The sequence below is a fragment of the Streptomyces sp. NPDC107538 genome (assembly GCF_055657445.1).
Map to the genome: position 1 here is coordinate 122,496 of NZ_JBVKAY010000018.1, position 22,779 is coordinate 145,274.

A 22,779-nucleotide genomic window follows, 5' to 3' on the forward strand; every position below is an offset into this window, starting at 1 on the left:
TAAACCGCAGTCAAGCACGTCACCTCCGATCCTGCTGTGGCCACCGCGTATTGATGGTGCTGAGGTCGTCTCAGGAAATGCTTCCTGTATGACTCGCCACGTGAACACAGAGTGGCATGATGACGCCATGCAGGGGTGGGGGACTGATTTTCGTATCTGGCTCTCGTCGCTCGACGAGCCCGCAATCCGAAGCTTTTTGACGTCACATCACTGTCTGCGTCAGCAGTCCTGCGGGCGCAGACACGACGGTCGTCACCGCACGCCGGTGACCCGGCGCGACGTGAACACCTTCCGGGTCTGGGTCGCACGGGCGAGACAGCCCCAATTGCTGTCGGCCGGTTCCTGCGGTCTGGCCTGGGCGTGCCGGAGCCTCGTCGAGGATCATGGCTGCCCGCCGCACGCGCTGGAGGAACCGACCCTCGAACAACTCGAGACGATGTTCCGGGTCCTGGATCCGCCGCTCGCTCGCTGTGCGCTGTATGGGCTGCTCTCCCCGGACATGCGGCAGGCGCCGGCAGCCGGTACGGCCGAGCACCATACGGACGTCCTGCTACGTGCGGCCGATCAGCAACCACCGTCGAACCCCGCTGAGATCCTCAGGAGAGTCGTGACAGCAGTAGGGCATCCCGAACCGGACGGCGAGGTCGGCGAGCCGAAGGGCGCCGAGGACGAATCGTCCGGCGGCACCTCGGCAACGGCGTTCGGTGCGGACCGAGGCTCGGCTCTCGACGGCCTGCTGTCAGAACTGGTCGACACAGGAAGGCAGTTGGCCACCTCGTTGCGAAGCACCGCCGACGCGGTCGAGTCGGGCAGGCGGCCCGCGGCGGCGCGTGGGCTGGCGGACGCGCTGACGGAGTGGATCAGCCTGCGGGAGCGAGCCGTCGACCACTGTGCCGACCAGGGAATGGACTGGTCGCACGAGTCCGACTACGCATGGCTGACCGCCGAGCGCGCTCGGTTGGACAAGGCGCGTGCCGAACTCGTCACGCTGCGTGAGCGGGCCGAGTCCTACGACGCTCTGATCGACGCTGCCATGGATCCGGACGAGGCCGCGACGCTCACCGTGCTGCGCAACCGGGTAGGGGCACAGATCACCGAGCTCGAACGTACCTTCGGGGAGGGTGCAGGTACGACGCGGGTGATGTCCCCTACCAGCGCCCCCGTCGACGTGCCCGGAGAGCCGTCGAACACCGCGCCCCCTGTCGAGGCTGACGTTCCCCGGCCGGTCACCGCCGCGGGGGAGGTCCCGGTGGGCGATGGGTGGGTGGGACCGTCGGCAACCCCGGTGCCCGACGCGCCGGTGAAGACGCCCGTCGTACCGGCGGCTGAGCCCACCGGTCGGGGCTCGACTCGATCCGAAGCCGGCGCGTCTGCGGTGGACGAGCCGGAGTCGTTCGACTCGCAGGCGCCTGCGGGTTCCGCGCGACCGGATTCTCCCGGCACCCCCGTCGAGGCGCTCTCGACCGTGGACGCCTCCGCCGAAGAGCCCGCGCGGAGCGCCGCACCGGACAACGCCGTGACCACCACCGCGAGCCCCCTCCCCGAAACCCCGGCGGAGACCTCTTCCGACGACTCCACGCGGTCGGAGACGATCCCCGAGCAGGAGCCGTGGCCCGACTCGGTCGCGGATGCGGACTGGGACGTCCGCGCGCCGTGGGAGACGGGGCAGGAGCAGCCGGTCGCCGCACTGGTCCGATCGGGCCGTCTGGCCGAGGCGTACTGGATGACCGAGGCGTCCGCCGAGCCCGACGTGCGAGCCCGGGCCCTGGCGTTCGCCGCGGCCGCCTTCGACTGCGTCACCGAGTCGGACGCCACAGCCGTGCAGATCACGCACGACATCGACGAGGGCCCGCTCGGCCGTGACCGGGACGCCTACCTCGTGGCCTGCGTCGCCGCACTGCGCGCGGGGCTGACCGCCTGTTGGCCGCACGCGCTCGTCAGTGACTTCTCGCCGCCGACCGGGCTGGCCGAGCCCTGGCAGGAACTGCTCACCGTCCTCGTGGCCGCTGTGCGAAACGGCCGGTCCTTCGACCCGGGCGCGTATCACGCCGACGACCCACAGCAGGATCACGACCTGCGAGAGGAACTCGGAACACAGGCGAACCAGTTGCTCGACAGCCTCTCCCGGCGCAAGACGAAGTATCAGCGAGCGACCCGTGTGTTGCAGGACCTCGTCGGGCCGGGCGGAGAGCTGGGCCTGGCCTTGCGCGACGTCATCCAGTGGGTCGACGGCGGCCCACTCCCCGTCACCGCGTTCCGGGAGCGGGCCGAGCGGTTGCGCGACGCGGACGACGTCGACCGGCTGATCGAACAGACCGACAGCCGGTTCCGTACCCCCAAACAGGCCAAGGAACCGATAACCGCCGGTGCCCTGCGTCAACTGCACGCCGCCTGCCGGTCCGTGGCGGACATCCTCACCAAGGCGGACGCGGTGGCGGTCAGCCTGCTGCGGCCGGTCGGACTCTCCCAGTCGGGCATTCCCGCACTGGCTTCCGCGCGGCATGGACTGCGGGACGTGACACCACCGCCCGGCGTGGGCGGCGCGGCGCTAGAACTGCTCCAGAACTGGCTGGAGGGCAAACTGTCGGAGCAGGGCGCCGAGAACCGACAGGCCAAGGAGGACGGCAGCCCTCGCCCCACTGCGGACTGCCTGCTCAGGCTCGCCGACCTCCCTCGCGACAATGTCGGTCTGCCCGACCTTCAGGATCTGCGTACCGCCCGTCGCATGGCGGCGCTCATGGCGCCCTTGGACGCCGAACAGGCGCTGCGCCGCTACCTTGCGGAGGGTGACCTGCATTTGGCGCGGGCGCTGGTGGACGCCGTAAGACAGGACCCCGTCGGCCAGGGCTCCTCGGACGCCGAATGGGCGGAGAGCGCCGAACGACGTGTCCAGCAGGGGCTGGAGAACTGGCGCGAGACCGTGCGCCGACGCCACACGGAGGCGGCGGTCCTGCTTGCCCAGATGCGCACCCTCAATCTGCTCGCACCTGACCAGGAGCGCCACTTCGCCGGGCGGCTGCAGCAGTTCGCGAACGGCGACGAGGCCGGCCGCTACCGCTACGCGATGGACCGGCTCGAAGAGCTGCGGCGGGAACTGGCCCAGTTGGTGGAGAAGGACACCCGCCGGCAACGCCAGGAGCTGGAACAACTACGCCTCGCCCCCGCCGAATACGACCGGATCGCCAAGCTCATCACCGAGGGCGACACCGTCACCGCGGAGGAGTTCCTCGCCCTCGCACGCGGTGGCAAGCAACTGCCCGAACGACCAGAGGACGACGGCGAAGAACTCGCCGAGTTCCTGGCCGGGCTGACCGGGCCCGGCGTCCCGCGACCGGGCGGCGACGGTGTTGACGCCGACTGGTGGGCGGTTCGTCACGGCTCGGGCGGCAGGCTGACGGAGGCGGCCGACCTCGGGCTGCGCTCGTGGAAGGCGCTGTGCACCCGGCACGGCCGCAACAGCGAATGGCAGCAGCACCTCCCGCGCGTCTTGCGACTGCTCGGCCTGGAGCCCAACGGCCAGCCCGTGGTGGAGACCAGAACACAGGGGGTGCGCAGGTTCAAGGTGCGGGCGAGGGCGGCCGAACGGACCGGCTACGTCGCCGCGCTGGGTTCCCAGGCCACGTCGTACACGGTCCAGCTGATCTGGGAGGAACAGCGCGCGAACGGCCCGCTCGCGTACTTGGAGGACGCCGACGTCGACGCCAACATCGTGCTCTACCTGCACCCACTGGGCATCGAAGGACGGGGTCGGTTGGCGGACGCGGCCCGGGCCGGGGCCCAGCAGGCCCTGGTCGTGGACCCGGCCGTGGTCGGCTGGATGGCTGCCCGTGCCCCAGGCAGCTTCCGTGCGCTCCAACGGATCACTCTGCCCTGGGCGGCGTACAACCCGTACACGCCCTTCGTCGCGGGACTGGTGCCTCCGGAGGTGTTCTACGGCCGGGACGAGGAGATGCGGGAGGTCATGGACCCGCGCGGAGGCCTCTTCCTCTACGGCGGACGGCAACTGGGGAAGTCCGCGCTGCTGCGACGGGTGGCCCGGATCTTCCCCAGCCGTTCCGACGACTACGAGGCGGTCTACCTCGACCTGCTGAAGGCGGAGATCGGCCAGGCCGAGGCGCCTGACAAGATCTGGAGCCTCCTCGCGGACGAGCTCAAGCGTCGGGGCGTCTTCGGGAACAAGGTGTCGGAGCAGGCCGGCCCGGAAGTGGTGGCGCGCAGGCTCGCCGAGTGGCTGGACGCGGACGAGTCACGTCGCCTGCTCGTGCTCGCCGACGAGGCCGATGCGTTCCTGACGGCCGACTCACGCCGGACGTTCCGGGCCGGTGGAGAGTCGACGTTCCCGAACGTCAAGCGTTTCCAGCAGCTGATGGAGCAATCGGAACGCCGCTTCAAGATCGTTTTCGCGGGACTCCACCAGGTGCAGCGCTTTGGCGCACTGTCCAATGTCTCGACGGCGCACGGTGGCCCCGATGTCCTCGTCGGGCCGTTGAAACAGCAGGCCGCCCTCCGACTTGTCACCGAGCCCATGGCCGCACTCGGGTACGTGTTCGAACGGCCGGAGCTGGTGTGGCGGATCCTCGCCATCACCAACTACCAGGCCAACCTGGTGCAGATCTTCTGCAGCGAACTGGTCCGCACCCTGCACTCGCGCCCCTACGACGGCACGGACCGCGCCACGGCCATCTCCGACAGGGATGTGCAGGAAGTTGCGGCCTCCGAGACGCTCCGACGCCGGATCGCCGAGCGGCTGCGGTTCACCATCAACCTGGAGGACCGCTACCGGGTCCTGGCCCTCCTCATCGCGTTGGAGAGCCTGAAAGACGGCTACCGAGGCGACTACAGCGCCAAGGAACTCCTGGACCTCGCCCGGGACGCCTGGCCGGAGGGCTTCGAGGAGTGCGGCGTGCAGCAGGCCGAGATCTACCTCAACGAGATGGTGGGACTCGGGCTGCTGATCCGACTGGGAGACCGGGCACGCTTTGCCGTACGAAGCCCGAACGTCGTCAACATGCTCGGTACCCAGGAGGAACTGGAAACCGAGCTGCACGAGACCGAATTCGGCCTTCCCTACGACTACAACCCGCGCGCCGCCCGGCGCATCCTCGGCCGCGATCGCAACACCGGCGTCCAGCGCTACAGCCCGCTGACCGAGGGTCAGTTGCACGAGGCTGCCCAGCCGGGGGTGTCCGTGGTGCCCACCACGGAGCTGCATCAGCCGGACCTGGTGCTCCAGGCCGTCGCCGCGTTCGCCGAGGGACGCGGGGTCAAGGTGGTGAAGTCGAAGCGTGGAGACGGTCTCATGACGGTGCTGGCCGACGCTGCCTTCCTGCGGACGGCCCACGTCGTCCTCGCCGACCTGCGGGGTGTGGCGGTGGACGCCTTGGCGGACGCGCTGCGGCACTGCTTCGAGCACGCGGGCCCCGCCGCCGACAAGCACGTGCCGCAGAACGAGGGACGGAAGAACAAGCAGAGCCGGTCGGTCCTCGTCCTGGCCGATGCCGGAGCGGTCGGCTCACTGCGCGCCACCGACGAGAGACGGCGGTTGCGCGTGCGCACCCTGCAGCTGCGCCGATGGACCGCCGACTCCCTGCGTGCCTGGCCGGAATGTCCATTCGATTCGCGCGAGGAGCGACGTCGGCTGACGGACGCGACCTCCGGATGGCCCCATCTCACGGAGGTCGCTGTCGCCGACGTCTCACTGCGCGGAGCGACGCTCGACGACGCCCTCGACAACATCCGCGCGGTCACCGCTAAGCCCGCGAACGTGGACAGCCACATCAAGAAGTCCGGTCTCACCGACAAGGACCTCTCCCTGCTCGCCCTGTGGACGGAGTACGTCGAAGAGGGGCAGGGGGTGCCTGTCGACGATGTCGAGGCCGCCACCAGCCTCGGCTCCGGGGAGACCCGGGACTGGCTGGTCCACTTGGACGAACTCAACGTGCTCGACGAGACGGACGGAGGTATCGCGCTGGATCCCGTCACCTTCCGGGTTGTCCGCGCGCGGGCCGGGGAGACCGTGTGACGGCGAGTCGGCCCGGACCGGTGCTCGCGGCGCTGCCCGGCGTCAGGGCGCAGTTGGACGAGATCGCCGCCCAACTGGCGGCCGGACTGAACTGCCTCTGGCTGGTCCCCGATCGACTGGTCGAGACGGGACAGGCGGAGGAGCTGTACCGGGTCGCGCTCACTACGACACCCGACCGCCTGGACGTGGTGCCGCCGACCGTCCTCACCGTGCCCGCACCGCGAGGCCACGGCGGGGCTGGGACGACGGATCGACCAGCCGGGCCCGATGAGCCTCGGTGGGAGGGCGAGGCCCAAGATCACGGGGCACCCGATTGGGACGGCCTCCCCGATCTCGACTTCGACGACGACTTCGACATCGGCTGGTCCGACACGCGCCCCGTGCCCATGACGCGCACGGCCGTGCGAGAGCAGGCGGTGCCGGAGGTCTTCGAACGGCTGGGCAAGGAATTGGCCGTGGGGCCTGGCGAGGTGGTCGCGCGCCTCACGGATCCCGCTCAGCGCTGGAGGCCGGTCATAGGCCTGCGGGCCTGGGCGGAACCCGATGATCCGCAGGAGGACGCCCTGGGCGTGTCCGGTGGTACTCGGGGCGGTGCCGTCCAGCGGCTCTTCCACTCCCTTTCCGCTGCGGTCAAGGAAGCCGGCCTGCCGCCCCAGGGACGCCCACGGCTCTTGGTCGTGGCGCGAGTACGGGATGTCTCCGCGGCGCTCACCGACGAACTCGCTCGGGACATCGCGACGACGGCGGTGCACTGGTGGTGGGGCACGGTCGGACGCCTCGACACGGCGACGGTGGTGGCATCGGCTCGGACAGGTGGCTTGCCAGGCTCCGCCGGACAGCGGGTTCGGGCCGCGGTCCGCGAAGAGATCGTCACCGAGGTTGCGGGATTCGACCTGGAGCTCGCTCATCGGCTCGCCATGGTCTGGGACGGCCGGACCAGCCGGCTCGGCCCCGCTCTCCGGTCCTGCCTCGGCACCGAGGAGATCACCCGGGCCGCCGCCCTTCCGGGCACGGCTCTCGAAGCCGGAACGCGAAGGCGTCCCGGCTCGAGACTGCGGTCGGCCTGGTCCGGGGGCCTGGTGCAGTCGTGGGAGGGCAGGCTGCGCCGCCATCCGGCGGTCTGGTACGCCGATGGTGAACCGGGGACGCCGCCCGAGCTGGACCTCCTCGTGGGGCAGGCCCAGCAGCGGGTCGTGTTCCCGTGGATCGAGGACGCCCGCGAACATCTGGTCCGCCTGAGCGCCCGCTACGCGACCCGGCCCTTGCAAGCCCTGGTCGAGGCGTACGCCCAGCGACCCGCAGCCGACTACCGCACGCACCCCGACAAGGCCTTCGGACAACTGGAGGTCGGCGCCCTGCTTTCGGCCTGCCACGAGGGCGGCCTCGCCCTCCCGGGCGAGGAACTGCGCCTGCTGAAGGAACTCGTGAAGGCCAGAAACATCCTCGCGCACCGGGGCGCGCTCCACGACGCCACGCTCCACGCTCTGTGTGAAGAGCTCACGCTCGCCCACCGGCGGTGGGCAAAACTGTAGGGATCCGACAGGCAGTCCGGTGAGCCACTGTCGGTGCCCGAATGCCCGTGCGCGGATGCGGACCGATAGGTTTCGAGGTAAGCCGCCTGCTAGCCAGATCTGGGCGGATGCGTCAGACCCCTATCGAAAGGGTGATCCGTTGAGCCGCTCGGTTCTCGTCACCGGAGGTAACCGGGGCATCGGCCTCGCCATCGCCCGCGCGTTCGCCGACGCCGGCGACAAGGTCGCCATCACCTACCGCTCGGGGGAGCCGCCGGCCGCCCTCACAGAATTGGGCTGCCTGGCCGTCAGGTGCGACATCACCGACCCCGAGCAGGTGGAGCAGGCCTACAAGGAGATCGAGGCCGAGCACGGCCCGGTCGAGGTCCTGATCGCCAACGCCGGCGTCACCAAGGACCAGCTCCTGATGCGGATGTCCGAGGAGGACTTCACCTCGGTCATCGACACCAACCTCACGGGCACCTTCCGGGTCGTCAAGCGCGCCAACCGCGGCATGCTGCGCGCCAAGAAGGGCCGTGTGGTGCTCATCTCGTCCGTCGTCGGTCTGTTCGGCTCGCCGGGGCAGGCCAACTACGCCGCCTCCAAGGCCGCCCTGGTCGGCTTCGCGCGCTCCCTCGCCCGTGAGCTGGGCTCGCGCAACATCACCTTCAACGTCGTCGCCCCCGGCTTCGTCGACACCGACATGACCAAGGTGCTCACCGACGAGCAGCGCGAGGGCATCGTCAAGCAGGTGCCGCTCGGTCGTTACGCGCAGCCCGAGGAGATCGCCGCGACGGTGCGGTTCCTCGCCTCGGACGACGCCTCGTACATCACTGGAGCCGTCATCCCCGTAGACGGCGGACTGGGAATGGGTCACTGAACCATGAGCGGAATTCTCGAGGGCAAGCGCGTCCTGATCACCGGTGTGCTGATGGAGTCCTCCATCGCCTTCCACACTGCCAAGCTGGCCCAGGAGCAGGGCGCCGAGATCATCCTCACGGCCTTCCCCCGGCCCACGCTGACCGAGCGCATCGCCAAGAAGCTCCCCAAGCCCACCAAGGTCATCGAGCTGGACGTCACCAACGACGAGCACCTCGGGCGGCTGGCCGACATCGTCGGTGAGGAGCTGGGCGGCCTCGACGGCGTCGTGCACTCCATCGGCTTCGCCCCGCAGGACGCCCTCGGCGGCAACTTCCTCAACACGCCGTTCGAGTCCGTCGCCACCGCGATGCACGTCTCGGCGTACTCCCTGAAGTCGCTGACCATGGCCTGCCTGCCGCTGATGCAGAACGGCGGCTCGGTCGTCGGTCTGACCTTCGACGCGAAGTTCGCCTGGCCGCAGTACGACTGGATGGGCCCCGCCAAGGCCGCCCTGGAGGCCACCAGCCGTTACGTCGCCCGTGACCTGGGCAAGCAGAACATCCGCTGCAACCTCGTCTCCGCCGGTCCGCTCGCCTCCATGGCCGCCAAGTCCATCCCGGGCTTCGGCGAGCTGGCCGCCGTGTGGGACGACCGTTCGCCGCTGGAGTGGGACCTCAAGGACCCCGAGCCGGCCGGCCGCGGTGTCGTCGCGCTGCTCAGCGACTGGTTCCCGAAGACCACCGGCGAGATCATCCACGTCGACGGCGGGCTGCACGCGATCGGCGCCTGAGCGCCACCGCTCCCACTTCCGCTTCAGACCGTATGCCGGTCCGAGGGCGCGCATCCATTCGGGTGCGCGCCCTCGCCGTACTCCTGTCCGCCGGGATCATCACTCGTTCGGCTCATCCGGCGGGCCGCCGGGGCCGGGTGCCGCGCACGCTGGACGTGCACCGCTCAGCCGATCGGCCGAGGAGGTCCCCCTTGTGCGCATCTCCCGCAGCGTCGCCCCAGCTGTCGTCGCCCTGGCCCTCGTCCTCACCCTCCCGTCCGAATCGGCACCGCACGCGCGCGTAGTGGCGGACGACGCCAAGCCCGATCCGTTCGGGGCGGCCTGCCGCAGCACCGTCACCGGCTCCCAGGTGGTCGCGCACTGCTTCAACCCCCACGCCGCCGTCGACCACGTCCGGCTGCACATCGAGTGCGCGCGGTGGTGGGACATCGACAGCGACAGCGCGGCCGTCGAGACGGCGCCCGCGCGGACCGTACGGCTCACCGGGCGCTGCTGGAAGGAAGTGCGGTCGGTGTGGTTCAGCCACCGGAGGGGGGCGGACTGACCCGGCCCGGACGGCAGTGGAACGGGTACCCGGCCGCCTCCGCCGCGGCGGTCTCCGCGTCGCCCGCGCGGATCGCGTCCATGAGCCGGGTGTGGTCCATGTACGTCTCCGGGGTCAGCTCCTCGCCCACGTCGCCGCGCAGCCAGTCCCGCAGGACCTCGCCCAGGTCGGCGTAGACGGTCGTCACGACGTCGTTGTGGGACGCGGCGACGACGGCCAGGTGGAAGGTCGCGTCGGCGGTCACGAAGGCCTCCGCGTCGCCCGACGCCCACGCCTCCTCACGCCGGGCCAGGAGCGTGTCGAGCTGCTTCAGGTCCTTCTCGGTGCGCCGCTCGGCGGCCAGCTTCGCGGCGCTCGACTCCAGGGCGGCGCGCAGCTCTGCGATGTGCGTCGGGTCGGCGCCCGCGAAGCGGCGATGCATCACGCCCGCGAGTTCACTGGTCGCGACGACATAGGTGCCGGAGCCCTGGCGGATGTCCAGCAGACCGTTGTGCGCGAGCGCGCGGACGGCCTCGCGGACCGTGTTCCGGGCGACACCCAGTTGCTCGACCAGCTCGGGCTCGGTGGGGATGCGGGAGCCGACCGGCCACTCGCCCGAGGTGATCTGGTTCCGCAGCGCGGCGATGACCTGCTCGGACAGCGCCGATCGGCGGGGATGGCTCAGCGGCATGGCACACCTTCGCACGCAGTGGCCGACCTGGAGCAGTCGGGCCATGGACAACCAATCATCCCATGATTCTATGATGGGTGTCATGGTGAGCGAGGAGATGGCGACGACGACATCCACACGGGACCGGGCACTGTCCGGCACACCCGTGTCCGACCGGGCCGCGGCCGAACCCCCGGCGTCGGCCACGCGCGCGTGGGCGACACGGCTGGTGGTCGTGGGCATCGTCCTGACCGCCCTCAACCTCCGTCCCGCCATCACCAGCCTCGGCGCCCTCCTCGAAGAGGTGCGCGTGGGGCTCGGCATGAGCGGCAGCGTCGCCGGCCTCCTCACCTCCGTGCCGCCGCTCTGCTTCGCACTCTTCGGCGTCATGGCACCCCGGCTCGCCCGCCGCTTCGGCCCGGCCGCCGTCGTCTGCGCGGGCATGGTCGCGATCGCCGGCGGTCTGCTGCTGCGGCCGTACGCCGGCGGTACGGCCGGCTTCCTGGCCGCGAGCGCCCTCGCCCTGATGGGTATCGCCGTCAGCAACGTGCTGATGCCGGTCATCGTCAAGCGCTGGTTCCCCGACCGGGTCGGCTCCATGACCGGCCTCTACTCCATGGCCCTCGCCCTCGGCACCTCGTCCGCGGCCGCCGTCACCGTGCCCATGACCGCGGCGCTGGGCGGGAGTTGGCAGACCGGCCTCGCGGTCTGGGCGGGTCTCGCGGCGGCGGCCGTACTGCCCTGGCTGCCCTTCGTGCGGGACCGCGACCGTGGCGCACGCCCGGCCGAGCGGGTGGCCCCCGCGCGCGTGGGGGAGCGGCGGGGCGAGGGTGCCTCCGCGCGCGTGGGGGAGCGGAGGGCCGAGGGTGCCCCCGCGCGTGGGGCGGCACCGGCCGGGACGGCCCCCGCGCGCGAGGACGCGCCCGTCCTCCGGATCACCCGGAGCCGTACCGCCTGGGCGCTCGCCGTGTTCTTCGGGCTCCAGGCGACCGCCGCCTACATCACGATGGGGTGGATGGCGCAGATCTTCCGGGACGCGGGGGTCCCGGCCGGCACGGCGGGGCTGCTGCTGGCCGTCACCATGGTGATGGGCGTGCCGCTGGCCTTCGTGATCCCCCGGCTCGCCACCCGGCTGCCCCACCAGGGGCCGATCGCGGTCGTCCTCGGCGTCTGCGGGCTCCTCGGCTACGGCGGCCTCTACCTCGCCCCGGCCGGGGGAGCCTGGGCATGGGCGCTGCTCATAGGCATCGCCAACTGCTCCTTCCCGCTCGCGCTCACCATGGTCGGTATGCGGGCCAGGACCGGCGCGGGCGTGGTCAAGCTGTCGGCCTTCGCCCAGAGCACGGGCTATCTGATCTCGATCCCCGGCCCGCTCCTCGTCGGCGTCCTGTACCAGCACAGCGGCGGCTGGGGCCTGCCCCTCGCCCTCATGGCGGCCCTGATGCTCCCGCAGATCGCGGTGGGTGTCCTGGCGGGCCGCGACCGGGTGGTGGAGGACGAGGCGGGCCGCTGAGGGACACCCCGGGGGCTCCTAGGCGGGTCGGGGGTGGGAGACTGGGCGCATGCCAGTGCTCGACCCGAACCCCCAGAACGGCCAGAAGAAGATGCTCCTGGTCTTCGGCTCGTTCCTCGCCATCTTCGTCGTCATCGGGATCATCGCGGTCATCGCGTCACCGTGAGCGGTACGGCGGTCGCGTCGGCGTGACCGGCGAGAAGATCGGCGGCGTGGCCGCCGGGGCTTGTCGGGTGCTCGCCGGGTGCTCTCCGGGGTGGGGATAACCCCCCGTCCCCTAGGGGGCGAGTCTCAGGGTGAAGTGGGTGGATCACCGGATGGGACGGGGCGCTCGCATTCCGTAGCTTCGAGATGTGGCCGGGAGGACGGGCCACAGCCCACTCGCAGACCACGGAGGCGGCATGTCGGCCCCTACGCACACCCGGCCCCACCCGGCGCCCACGGCGCCCACGACCGGCGTCGACATCCGGCTGCCCTGGTGGGCGGTCGCCCTGCCCGCGCTCGGCTTCGCCGCCCTCCTGCTGCTGATCCTGAACCCGGCGCAGGCCCAGGCGGCGAGCGGCGACCCCGCGATCGCCCACCTCCTGGAGTGGATACAGCAGGCCCTGCTGAACCACACACCGTGACGAGCGGCCAGCCCGCCGGAATCACCTGTACCGGTCTCGGGTATCCGCACTTCAACTCCCTGCGCCCCATGGCCTGTTTCGTGCGAAGCTGGGACGCATGAGCGTCGCAGAACCCCGCAGGATCGTCCTCTTCCGGCATGCGAAGGCCGACTGGCCGCAGGTTTCCGACCACGAACGGCCGCTCGCCGACCGGGGCCGTATGGACGCCGCCGTCGCCGGGCGCAAACTGGCAGACTCCGGCATCCCCCTCGGCCTCGCCCTCTGCTCCACGGCCGTCAGGACCCGCGAGACCTGGAAGCTGGCCGTCCACGAGCTGCCCGAGCGGCCGAAAACGGTCTACGAGGAGCGGATCTACGAAGCCTCGCCCGGCGAGCTGATCGCCCTGCTCAACGAAACCCCGGACGACGCGCAGAACGTCGTCCTGATCGGCCACAACCCCGGGATCCAGGGCCTCGCCGACATCCTCGCCGGCAGCGCCGAGGGCGACGCCCGCGAGCGGATGAACCGCCTCGGCTTCCCGGCCGCAGCCTTCGCCGTCCTCACCTTCGAGGGCGCCTGGAAGAGCCTGGAGCCGGGCGGGGCCACGCTGGCCGACTACTGGGCGCCGACGGAGTAGCCCGGCCGCGCGGCCTCATCGGCACCCGGCACGACAGCGGCCCGGCACGACAGCGGCCCGGCACCACCTGGTGCCGGGCCTTTCCGTGCGCCTCGCCCCGCTGTGCGCCCTCGCCCGCGCTGTGCGTCCGCGCGGCTACTCGTCGTGCGTGTCCGCCGCCTCGACCTCTTCCCGGGTCACCCCGAGGAGGTACAGCACGGTGTCGAGGAAGGGGAAGTTCACCGCCGTGTGCGCGGCCTCGCGGACCACCGGCTTGGCGTTGAAGGCGACGCCCAGACCGGCCGCGTTGAGCATGTCGAGGTCGTTGGCGCCGTCGCCGATGGCCACGGTCTGGGCCAGCGGCACGCCCGCCTCGGCGGCGAACCGGCGCAGCAGCCGCGCCTTGCCCGCGCGGTCCACGATCTCCCCGACGACCTTGCCGGTGAGCTTGCCGTCGACGATCTCCAGCGTGTTGGCCTGCGCGAAGTCGAGGCCCAGCCGCTCCTTGAGATCGTCCGTGACCTGGGTGAACCCGCCCGAGACGACGCCGACTTGGAAGCCCAGCCGCTTCAGCGTACGGATCAGCGTGCGCGCCCCCGGCGTGAGCCGGACCTCGCTGCGCACCTTCTCCACCACCGAGGCGTCGAGCCCCTCCAGCAGCGCCACGCGCGCGTGCAGCGACTGCTCGAAGTCCAGCTCGCCGCGCATCGCGGCCTCGGTGACCTCGGCGACCTCCTTCTCGCAGCCGGCGTGCGCGGCGAAGAGCTCGATCACCTCGTCCTGGATGAGCGTGGAGTCCACGTCCATGACCACCAGGCGCTGCGCCCGGCGGTGCAGCCCCGCCGCGACCACGGCCACGTCCACGCCCAGCGCGACGGACTCGGTCACCAGCGCGGTGCGCAGCGTCTCCGGTTCCGTACCGGAGACCGCGAACTCGACGGCCGTCACCGGGTACTTGGCGAGCCGGAAGATACGGTCGATGTTGCCGCCGGTCGCGGTGATCCGGGCGGCGATACGGGCGGTGGACTCGGCGGTCAGCGGGTGGCCGAGAACGGTGACGTGGGAGCGGCCGAGGCCGCGGGGCCGGTTGTCGCCCAGGCCGGAGATGATCTCCGCCTGCATCTTCATCGATTCCGCCCAGCTGTGGACGGTCGCCCGCAGGTCGCCCTCCTGTCCGGCGGGCGGCTCGGTCACGAGCGCGCACAGCACGATCCGGCCACGGGTGACGACCTGCTCGATGTCGACCACGTCGACGGAGTACGCGGCGAGGGTGTCGAACAGCCCGGCGGTGATACCCGGCCGGTCCTTGCCGAAGATCTTGACGAGGAGAGTGGGCGTGTCAGAGGAGGTCTGCGAAGCGCTCATGATGTGCCAACCGTATCCGGCGCCCCGCGCCTTTTGCCCCTGAGGTCCGCCCAGCGGACGGAGAACACTGGGTTACCGGCGATTGAAGCGCACCCGGATCGTGTACGACGCCCCGGAACACCTGCACAGGATCACCCCCGCCCGCGTCCCATTTCAACGCCCCGGGCCCCGCGGGCGGGGAGGGGGAGGAGAAGCTAGCTCGGGCCGTGGTGCTGGCGGTGAGGGACAGGCCCGTCCCGTCTCAACGCCCCCGGGGCCCTCGTGGTGGAGGAGGCGGCGGTGGCCCTTCCTCCGCCGGTGGCGGTGGCGGTGGCGGTGGCGGTGGCGGTGGCGGTGGCGGTGGCGGTGGCGGCCAGGCGCCCGACCTCGACCCCGCCCCCGCCCCCGGCCCCGACCTCGTCCCCGACCCTGGCCCTGGCCCTGGCCCTGGCCCTGATCCTGATCCTGATCCTGGCCCTGGCCCTGGCCCTGGCCCTGGCCCTGGCCCTGGCCCCGACCTCGTCCCCGACCCCGCCCCTGACGCTGAGCCCGCCCCCGACCCAGGCCGCCGCGGCGGAGGCGTGACCCTCCGCACCACCGTCGGCGCCCCGTACACATCGGGCGGCCGCACCCCGGAACCACCACGGCCCCCCGGGGCCCCCGGCCACGGCCCGTCCTCCCCGGCCTCCCGCGAACCCGAAGCCCCCCGACCACCGCTCCCGGGCCCCCGGGTCTCTCCGGGCCCCCGGGCTTCTCCGGGCCCCCGCGTCTCTCCGGACCCCCAGGACTCCCTGGACCCCCAGGACTCCCCGCGCCCCCGGGCCTCCCCAGGCCCCCCGGAATCCCGCGCCCCCGGCGCCCTCCGCAGCTCGTCCGGCAGCCGCAGATACGGATTGGTGTCCGGGTTCGGCGGCCGGTACGGAGCGCCCGGGGTGTACGGTCCCGAGGCGGAACCCGAGGTCTCATGGACCCCGGCAGCCGCCGCCCCGCCGTCGCCCCCACAACCCACCTCACCCCACGCCCACGGCGACGCCCGCAACCCGGCGGCGCGGGTCAGGCAGGCCAGGACCGCCCCCGCGGCCCCCGCACCCGCGCCCCAGAGCGCGCCCAGCAGCAGGGCCATGGCGGCCTGCCCGCGCAGCTCGATCCCCGCGTCGAACGCGTCGATGCCGAACACGGCCAGCGAGGCGTCCACCGACAGCTCCGTCAGCCGGACGAGCAGCGGCAGCGCCACCGCCGTCGCGAGCCCGAGCCGAAGCGCGCAGCGCGCGACGAAGCCGAGCGCACCCCCGCCCCGTACATCCGGACCGGGCCCACCCCCGGCAGCGGTGGCGGCCGAGGCCCGTACGAAAGGCGTACGCACGGCGGCCAGGACCCCCGCGTACAGCATCATGAGCGCCGCCGCGAGGCCCAACAGCCAGACCCGGCCGTCCAGTTCGGCGAGACGGCCGAGCGTGACGGGCTCGTCCGCGTTCACCCGGAGGAGTTCGTCGAGCGGGTCGGGCAGGAGATCGGCCAGCGCCCCGGTGGCCCTGCCGTCCCAGGGGACGAGAAGGCCGAGGGGGACGCCCAGCCAGACCCCGTTGGGCGCGCCGAGGAAGGCCGCGCCGGCGATCCGCTTCGGATGCGGGTCGCCGATCGCCGCGTACGCCGACGCCGCGAGCCCGGCCAGGACCGCCACCAGCAGCACGGTGACCACCGCGGACACGGCCGGCCGTACGACCCGATGCAGTGCGTCGAGGGCGGCCGGCAGGGGCGTGCGGCGAGAGGCCAGGAGGGCGATGACCAGCACACCCAGGCACCAGGTCAGGCCGCCGAGCAGGGTCGGCACGGTGTCGACCGTGAAGCCGACCCGGGCGTTCGCGTCGGCCAGGTCACCCAGGCGGTCCGGCAGCAGACCGCCGCCGATGTCCCCGAGGTCGCCGAGTCCGGGGATCTCCACGTTGTCGAGGTCGCCGCCGCCCGGCAGCTGTTCGTCGATGCCGAGCTGACCGCCGTCGAGGGTCACGACGGCGTTGCCCGCCCAGGCCAGTCCGCCCATCAGCGCCACGAAGAGCGCGAGCACCGTGCCCACGCGCGCGAGGAGTTCGGCGGAGGAGATCACAACTCCCGCCCCGCGCAGGGAGCGCAGGAAGAACCACGACAGCAGGAGCGCTCCCACCAGGCCCACACCCAGTGGCGTGATCTCGATGGCAGTGGTGGCCTGCGCGCCTTCCAGGCCAAAGACGGACACATCGCCGGACGGGGTCACCGACCCACCCGCCCCGAGCGCCACAACCGCCGCGGTCATGGGCCCGAGTTCGCCCGCCGAGTCGGCCTCCAGCAGGCGCAGACCGAGCGCCGCCGTGGCCGCCATCCCGATCAACGCCCAGCTCACGGCGGCGATCGCGGAGAACACGACGTCCCCCCACGGCACACGCCTGCCCTGGCCTGCATTCCGGTCGCTCATGGTCGGACCCCCCCCGATCCGCATCGCGGCGTTGCACCGCTGATGTCCCCCTCGCGTGGGATTACCACTCTCCGGCCCGGTTTCAACCCCGTCAACGGGACGGGGAGATGCCCCCGTACGTTCTCTTCACAAGGCCCGACTTTCGGTCAGGGGGTCGAGCCTGAAATAGTTCCCCCCGATGTTCGACATCCCTAGACTCCCTGTGTTGGGGGTAATTCGGGGGACAACTCAGTGGGGCATGGAGTGCCGGAACTCGTACTGGAATTGAACGGACAAACCTGGACGCTCGATCCGTCCAGGGCATATACCCTCGGACGTGATCCGCAGGGGGACATCGTGTTCGACGACGCCAGGGTCTCCTGGCGTCACGCCACGATCAGCTTCGGCGGCCGTAGTTGGGTGATCGAGGACCACGGCAGCACCAACGGCACCTTCGTGCAGGGGCAGCGGATCCATCAGCTGGAGATCGGCCCCGGTTCGGCCGTGCACCTGGGCAACGCGACCGACGGCCCGAGACTCAGCCTCTCCGGCACCGCCGCGTCCGTCGCGCAGCCCCAGCAGCAGCCGTACGCGGCACAGGGCGCGAGCGCCGGATACGCCGGCCAGCAGGCACCGCCGCAGCAGGCCCCGCAGGCGGGCTGGCAGCAGCCGCCGGCGGCACAGGTCCCGCAGCAGCAGGGCTTCCCGCAGCAGGGCCCCGGTGGTGGCGCGGGGGCGCCGCCGGTCTACGGCGACCGCAGCCCGACCACGTTCCACCAGCTGGCCCTCGGCCGGGTGATGCGGATCGGTCGTGCGCTGGAGAACGAGCTGGTGGTCTCCGACCTCCAGGTCTCGCGCAACCACGCCGAGTTCCACGCGACGCCCGACGGGCGCTTCGAGATCCGTGACCTCGGCTCGCACAACGGCACGTTCGTCAACGGTATGCCGATCGCCAAGGGCGGCACGGCCCTCCTCGGCCCGAACGACATCGTCGGCGTCGGCCACTCGACGTTCCGTATCGTCGGCGACCGGCTCGAGGAGTTCGTCGACACCGGTGACGTCTCCTTCTCCGCGCGCCATCTGACGGTCACCGTCGACGGCGGCAAGCAGATCCTGAAGGACGTCTCCTTCGGTGTCCCGGAGAAGTCGCTCATCGCGGTCATCGGCCCCTCCGGCTCCGGAAAGTCCACCCTGCTCAAGGCGCTCACGGGCTACCGCCCCGCCAACCAGGGCGACGTCCTCTACGACAACCGGAACCTGTACAAGCAGTTCGCCGAGCTGCGGCAGCGCATCGGTCTGGTCCCGCAGGACGACATCCTGCACAAGGAGCTGACCGTCAAGAAGGCCCTCAAGTACGCGGCCAAGCTGCGCTTCCCGGCCGACACCACGGCCGCCGAGCGCGACGCCCGTATCGACGAGGTGCTGCGCGAGCTGAAGCTCGACATCCACAAGGACAAGAAGGTCACCTCGCTCTCCGGCGGCCAGCGCAAGCGCGTCTCGGTCGCCCTGGAGCTGCTGACCAAGCCGTCGCTGATCTTCCTGGACGAGCCGACCTCCGGCCTCGACCCGGGCATGGACCGCGATGTCATGCAGCTGCTGCGCGGTCTCGCCGACGACGGCCGTACGGTCCTGGTGGTCACCCACTCGGTGGCCGAGCTGGCGATCTGCGACAAGCTCCTGGTGATGGCCCCCGGCGGCTCGGTGGCGTACTTCGGTCCGCCCGAGGAGGCGCTGAACTTCTTCGGCTACGACACCTGGGCCGACGTCTTCTCCGCCTTCGAGAACTACCGCGACTACGACTGGGCGGGCCGCTGGAAGGGCTCGCAGCACTACCAGATGTACGCCGCGGACATCGACGCCGTCGCCCCGCAGTCGGTGCACATGCCGCCGCCACAGGCGATGCGTCCGCCGAAGCCGCAGGGCTGGATGTCGCAGCTCGGCACCCTGGTCCGGCGCTATGTCTCCGTCATCGCCTCCGACAAGGGCTTCCTGGCGCTGACGGTGATCCTGCCGGCCGTCCTCGGCGCGGTGAGCCTGCTCATCGACCCGGACAAGGACCTGCTGGTGCGGGGGGTGAACAAGGCGACCGGCCTGCCCGTCCCGAACGGCACGGCCACCACGGTGCTGCTGATCCTCGCGGTCGGCGCGTGCTTCGCGGGCGCCGCCAACTCCGTACGAGAACTGATCAAGGAACGGGTGATCTACGAGCGGGAGCGGGCCACCGGCCTGTCGCGCTCGGCGTACCTGATGTCCAAGGTGATCGTCCTCGGCGCGGTCACCGTGTTCCAGGGCGCGATGGTCGGCGCGATCGGGTTCTCCAGCCGGACCATCCCGGACGAGGCGCTGATCTTCGGCGAGGGCAAGTTCGCCGTGATGCTCGAACTCTCCATCCCGATCATGGGCCTTGGCTTCACGTCCATGATGTTCGGCCTGGTCATCTCCTCGCTGGTGAAGACCGCCGAGAAGACGATGCCGCTGCTGGTGATGTTCGCGATCGTCCAGGTCGTCTTCACCGGCTGCCTCTTCGCCCTGCACGGCAGCCCCGGCGTCAACGAGTTCTCGTATCTGATGCCGTCGCGCTGGGCGGTCGCCGCCGCCGGTGCCACGCTGGACTTCAACAACATCAGCCCGCCCAAGGAGGCCGGCGACACCGACCCGCTGTGGGACCACACGGTCGGCGCCTACAGCCTCGACATGATCGCCCTCATCGTGCTCGGCGTGATCTGCGGGGTCCTCGTGGCCCGCTTCCTGCGCCGCCACGAGCCCGAGGTCATGCGCAAGTGACCGGGGGACACTGACGAACGAGGGGCGGCACCCGCACCGGGTGCCGCCCTTCCACGTTCTCAGAGGTCCCGCGCGGGCCTCAGTACGCGCTGTTGACGTTGTCGATCGAGCCGTAGCGGTCGGCGGCGTAGTTCGCCGCGGCCGTCAGGTTGGCGACCGGGTCGTACTGGCTCTTCTTCGTGCCCGGGACGTGGTAGGCGTCGAAGGTCGGCTTGATGACCTGCAGCAGACCGATCGACGGGACGCCGTTCTGGGCGTTGATGTCCCAGTTGTTGATGGCGTTCGGGTTGCCCGAGGACTCCCGCATGATGTTCTTGTGCAGGCCGTGGTAGGTGCCCGGGATCTTGTGCTTCTTCATGATGTCGAGCGCCTCGCGGATCCAGCCGTCGAGGTTGTTCGGGTACGACTTCGCGGCGGCCTTGGCGACCTTGGCGCGCTGGGCGGACCGGCTGGCCGCCTCCTTCTTCGCGCGCTCCTGCTCGGCCTTCTTCTTCGCGGCAGCGGCGGCGGCCTTCTTGTCGGCGTCGGCGGCCTGGTTCGTGACGCTGGCCTTCGCGGCCGTGGCCGGGTTCTGGCTGAACGCCGCCGGAGCCGCGGACACGGTCTGCGTGGCGGTCTGAGCCTCGGCCGGCACCAGCGAGAACGCGAGGGCGGCGGCACCGAAGGCGGCCACTCCGGCGAGCGAGAGCTTGTGGGTCTTGGTCAGCGCGAGACTGTGGCCGGGGTTCTTCTTGACGTTCTTGAGCATGAGTGAGGGACCTCTTCGAATAGCGCGGAGGTCGCTCTCGTGCCGGGTGGGGACACTTCTCTTCCAGCACAAACGCCGCGGGGCGACCCGCGGCGTCGAGCGACAGCAGCAATTCTTAGCGGCCGCAAAATCGTGTGGCAAAGGTGTGACGTACGATCCCCGATAGTTGGAGCGGAAACGGCAAAACGGGACAGACCAACCCGTCTCTCCCGCTCAAACCACCCTTATCCCTCTCCTAGGCAGGTTCGTACGTGATGCGCGCCCTATGGGAGGGCTCACATGGGCCGGGCCCCGGTCTCACCGGCAGTTGCTGGCGCAATGCTCTGTGTGAGGACCTTTCCATGGCGCCTCTCCCGGCAGGATGAGGTGCACATCGCCGAACTCGTGCCACAGATAACGCCCCCCGACCGCCGCCTCGTACGCCCGGTCGATCGCCGCCCGCCCCGCGACCGCCTCCAGCATCAGCAGATGCGAGGCCTCCGGCTCGTGCAGCCCGGTCAGCAGCCCGTCGACCACCCGCACCCCGCGCCCCGGCGTCACCACCAGATCCGTCCAGCCCTCCCGGGCCCGGACGACGCCGTCGTCCCCGGCGGCCGACTCCACGGCCCGCACCGCCGTCGTCCCCACGGCGATCACCCGGCCGCCCCCCGCCCCGGCCGCGTTGATCAACCGCGCCGACGCCTCCGGCACCGCGAACCGCTCCGGATACGGCGGCTCGTGCGCCTCCGCCGACGCCACCCCCGTGTGCAGCGTGACCGGCGCGAACTGCACCCCCCGGCTCACCAGCTCCGCCACCAGCCGCGCCGTGAACGGCCGCCCCGCACTCGGCATCTCGGCGCTCCCCGCCCCGTCCTCCGCCGGCAGCGCGAACACCGTCTGGTACACGGACAGCGGCTGGTCCCGCTCCGTGTAGGAGTACCGAATGGGCCGCCCGTGCTCCCGGAGCATCCCGGCGACGGCCGCCGTGACGCCCCCCACCCCGGCGACGTCCGACGGCGACACCCGCGCCCACCACAGCCGCTCGCCCCGCTCGCTCAGCGGCTCCTCCAGGACGAGCCGTACGTCACACGGAAGCCGCACCACCGTCCCCGCCGGACCGCCCGCACGCGCGCGCGTGGTGCCGCGCCCGTCCGGATCCCGCAGTTCGACGGCCCACCGCCCGTCGTCGCCCCGCGTGGAGAAATGCACCACCACGCGCGCGTGCCCGACCCTCCCGTCCACCGCCGCCGCCAGCGTCGGCGAGGTGTTGACGACCAGCAGATCCCCCGCCCTCAGCAGCCCCGGCAGCGCCGCGAACGCGTGGTGCGACACATCCGTGCCCCGCGAGACCAGCATCCGTACGCCGTCCCGGTCCCGCCCCGGACCGCGCTGCTCGGCGGGCACGCGCGCGTGCAGCTCCTCCGGGACCCGCACCGTCGCCGTCGTCATCGCACCTCCAGCAGGGAAGGAGCCCCGTAGCGGCCACTGACCGGGCGCTCGTCCAGCAGCCGCAGAAAGGCCGGGACCACACTCGCCGGGCTCGGCCGCGGATCGTCGTCGTCCGGTACGGCCGCCGCGTACAGGTCCGTGCCCATGTCCCCGGGATCGACGGCCCACACCCGCAGCCCCGGCTCCTCCTCGGCCAGCACCGCCGACAGCTGGTCCAGCGCCGCCTTCGAGGCCCCGTACCCGCCCCAGGTCCCGTACGCCTCGGCCGCCGCGTCCGAACTGACGCCGATCACCGCGCCCGCCCCCGAGGCCCGCAGCAGCGGCAGCGCCTCCTGGACCAGCCCCAGCGCCGCGACCACATTGACCTCAAGGGCCCGCCGCAGCCCGTCCAGGGCCAGCCCCTCCAGCCGTACGAGCGGCTCGGCGCCCAGCGCGCTCGCGTTGTTCACCAGCAGATCGACCCCGCCCAGCGCCCGCGCCACCGCCACCAGCTCCGCGCGGTGCCCGGCGTCCGTGACATCGCCCGGCAGGGCCTCCACCCGCGTCCCGTACGCCGCCAGCTCCGCCGCCGCCTCCTTCAGGACCCCGGCGGTCCTGGCGTCCAGCACCAGAGCCCAGCCGCGCTCCGCCAGCGCCGCGCCGAGTGCCCGGCCCAGCCCCTTCGACGCCCCCGTGATGATCGCTACCGGCATGACAACCGCCCTCTCGTCCTCGGCCGCCTCCCGACCGGTCGGCGGTGATCCCAACGTAGGAACGGGACCGCCCCCGCCGCCTCGTACGCGGGCCGCAGAGCACCGGGGCCCTTCGCCCTAGGCCACCGGGCCGACCACCGGTGCCTAGGCCAGGCCTAGGCCCGGTCGTAGGCTCCCGGCCTAGGTCCGAGGACCCCGCCAGGGCCACCGGCGGTCCGATCCGCGCTGTCGGACCCCGCCGGTA

Annotated in this window: 16 protein-coding genes; 10 read left to right on the forward strand and 6 right to left on the reverse strand. The window is 71.4% G+C overall.

The window, feature by feature from the left end:
- The first annotated feature begins 265 nt into the window (after positions 1-265).
- The 5 genes from ACZ7MG_RS38720 to ACZ7MG_RS38740 all read left to right on the forward strand — a co-directional run bounded on the left by ACZ7MG_RS38720 (position 266) and on the right by ACZ7MG_RS38740 (position 9,728).
- Entirely contained in the window at positions 266-6,022 is a 5,757-nt protein-coding gene (locus ACZ7MG_RS38720) for a hypothetical protein (RefSeq protein ID WP_471391464.1), read from the forward strand.
- The gene (locus ACZ7MG_RS38725) at positions 6,019-7,554 is read left to right on the forward strand and encodes a hypothetical protein (RefSeq protein WP_471391461.1); all 1,536 of its coding nucleotides are present in this window, start codon (positions 6,019-6,021) and stop codon (positions 7,552-7,554) included. The genes ACZ7MG_RS38720 and ACZ7MG_RS38725 overlap by 4 nt, the downstream gene beginning before the upstream one ends.
- Positions 7,555-7,693: 139 nt before the next feature.
- Positions 7,694-8,413 (forward strand): 3-oxoacyl-[acyl-carrier-protein] reductase, encoded by a 720-nt coding sequence (gene fabG, locus ACZ7MG_RS38730; RefSeq protein WP_471391460.1) that lies wholly within the window; start codon positions 7,694-7,696, stop codon positions 8,411-8,413.
- 3 nt (positions 8,414-8,416) lie between these two features.
- Entirely contained in the window at positions 8,417-9,184 is a 768-nt protein-coding gene (gene fabI, locus ACZ7MG_RS38735) for an enoyl-ACP reductase FabI (RefSeq protein WP_045560796.1), read from the forward strand.
- 193 nt (positions 9,185-9,377) lie between these two features.
- Positions 9,378-9,728 (forward strand): hypothetical protein, encoded by a 351-nt coding sequence (locus ACZ7MG_RS38740; protein ID WP_471391458.1) that lies wholly within the window; start codon positions 9,378-9,380, stop codon positions 9,726-9,728.
- Here ACZ7MG_RS38740 and ACZ7MG_RS38745 read toward each other — a convergent pair.
- On the reverse strand, positions 9,703-10,398 hold the full coding sequence (locus ACZ7MG_RS38745) for a FadR/GntR family transcriptional regulator (RefSeq protein WP_471391455.1): 696 nt from the start codon (positions 10,396-10,398) through the stop codon (positions 9,703-9,705). The genes ACZ7MG_RS38740 and ACZ7MG_RS38745 overlap by 26 nt on opposite strands.
- Before the next feature lie 70 nt (positions 10,399-10,468).
- On the opposite strand from ACZ7MG_RS38745, the gene ACZ7MG_RS38750 reads away from it, so the two are divergent.
- From ACZ7MG_RS38750 to ACZ7MG_RS38765, 4 genes are all read left to right on the forward strand, one after another.
- Complete coding sequence (locus tag ACZ7MG_RS38750; protein WP_471391452.1) at positions 10,469-11,890, forward strand: CynX/NimT family MFS transporter; 1,422 nt, start codon at positions 10,469-10,471, stop codon at positions 11,888-11,890.
- A 49-nt stretch (positions 11,891-11,939) separates the two neighbouring features.
- Complete coding sequence (locus ACZ7MG_RS38755; protein WP_086757448.1) at positions 11,940-12,056, forward strand: SGM_5486 family transporter-associated protein; 117 nt, start codon at positions 11,940-11,942, stop codon at positions 12,054-12,056.
- Between the two features lie 235 nt (positions 12,057-12,291).
- A complete protein-coding gene (locus ACZ7MG_RS38760) occupies positions 12,292-12,516 on the forward strand; it encodes a hypothetical protein (RefSeq protein ID WP_471391449.1) in 225 nt (74 codons plus the stop codon).
- Between the two features lie 97 nt (positions 12,517-12,613).
- Positions 12,614-13,132, forward strand: a complete 519-nt coding sequence (locus ACZ7MG_RS38765) for a SixA phosphatase family protein (protein WP_471391447.1) — start codon at positions 12,614-12,616, stop codon at positions 13,130-13,132.
- Positions 13,133-13,267: 135 nt separating this feature from the next.
- Here ACZ7MG_RS38765 and serB read toward each other — a convergent pair whose 3' ends face one another.
- Positions 13,268-14,476 (reverse strand): phosphoserine phosphatase SerB, encoded by a 1,209-nt coding sequence (serB, locus tag ACZ7MG_RS38770; protein WP_451266716.1) that lies wholly within the window; start codon positions 14,474-14,476, stop codon positions 13,268-13,270.
- Between the two features lie 241 nt (positions 14,477-14,717).
- The gene (locus tag ACZ7MG_RS38775; protein WP_471391444.1) at positions 14,718-16,904 is read right to left on the reverse strand and encodes a streptophobe family protein; all 2,187 of its coding nucleotides are present in this window, start codon (positions 16,902-16,904) and stop codon (positions 14,718-14,720) included.
- A gap of 243 nt (positions 16,905-17,147) precedes the next feature.
- Here ACZ7MG_RS38775 and ACZ7MG_RS38780 point away from each other — a divergent pair, with 243 nt between their 5' ends.
- Positions 17,148-19,667, forward strand: a complete 2,520-nt coding sequence (locus ACZ7MG_RS38780; protein ID WP_471391441.1) for an ABC transporter ATP-binding protein/permease — start codon at positions 17,148-17,150, stop codon at positions 19,665-19,667.
- 79 nt (positions 19,668-19,746) lie between these two features.
- Here ACZ7MG_RS38780 and ACZ7MG_RS38785 read toward each other — a convergent pair whose 3' ends face one another.
- The 3 genes from ACZ7MG_RS38785 to ACZ7MG_RS38795 form a co-directional block, all read right to left on the reverse strand.
- On the reverse strand, positions 19,747-20,415 hold the full coding sequence (locus ACZ7MG_RS38785) for a transglycosylase SLT domain-containing protein (protein ID WP_471391438.1): 669 nt from the start codon (positions 20,413-20,415) through the stop codon (positions 19,747-19,749).
- 297 nt (positions 20,416-20,712) lie between these two features.
- Positions 20,713-21,843, reverse strand: a complete 1,131-nt coding sequence (locus tag ACZ7MG_RS38790; RefSeq protein ID WP_471391435.1) for an S-adenosylmethionine:tRNA ribosyltransferase-isomerase — start codon at positions 21,841-21,843, stop codon at positions 20,713-20,715.
- On the reverse strand, positions 21,840-22,535 hold the full coding sequence (locus ACZ7MG_RS38795; RefSeq protein WP_471391432.1) for an SDR family NAD(P)-dependent oxidoreductase: 696 nt from the start codon (positions 22,533-22,535) through the stop codon (positions 21,840-21,842). Before ACZ7MG_RS38795 ends, ACZ7MG_RS38790 begins: the two co-directional genes overlap by 4 nt.
- Positions 22,536-22,779 lie beyond the last annotated feature (244 nt).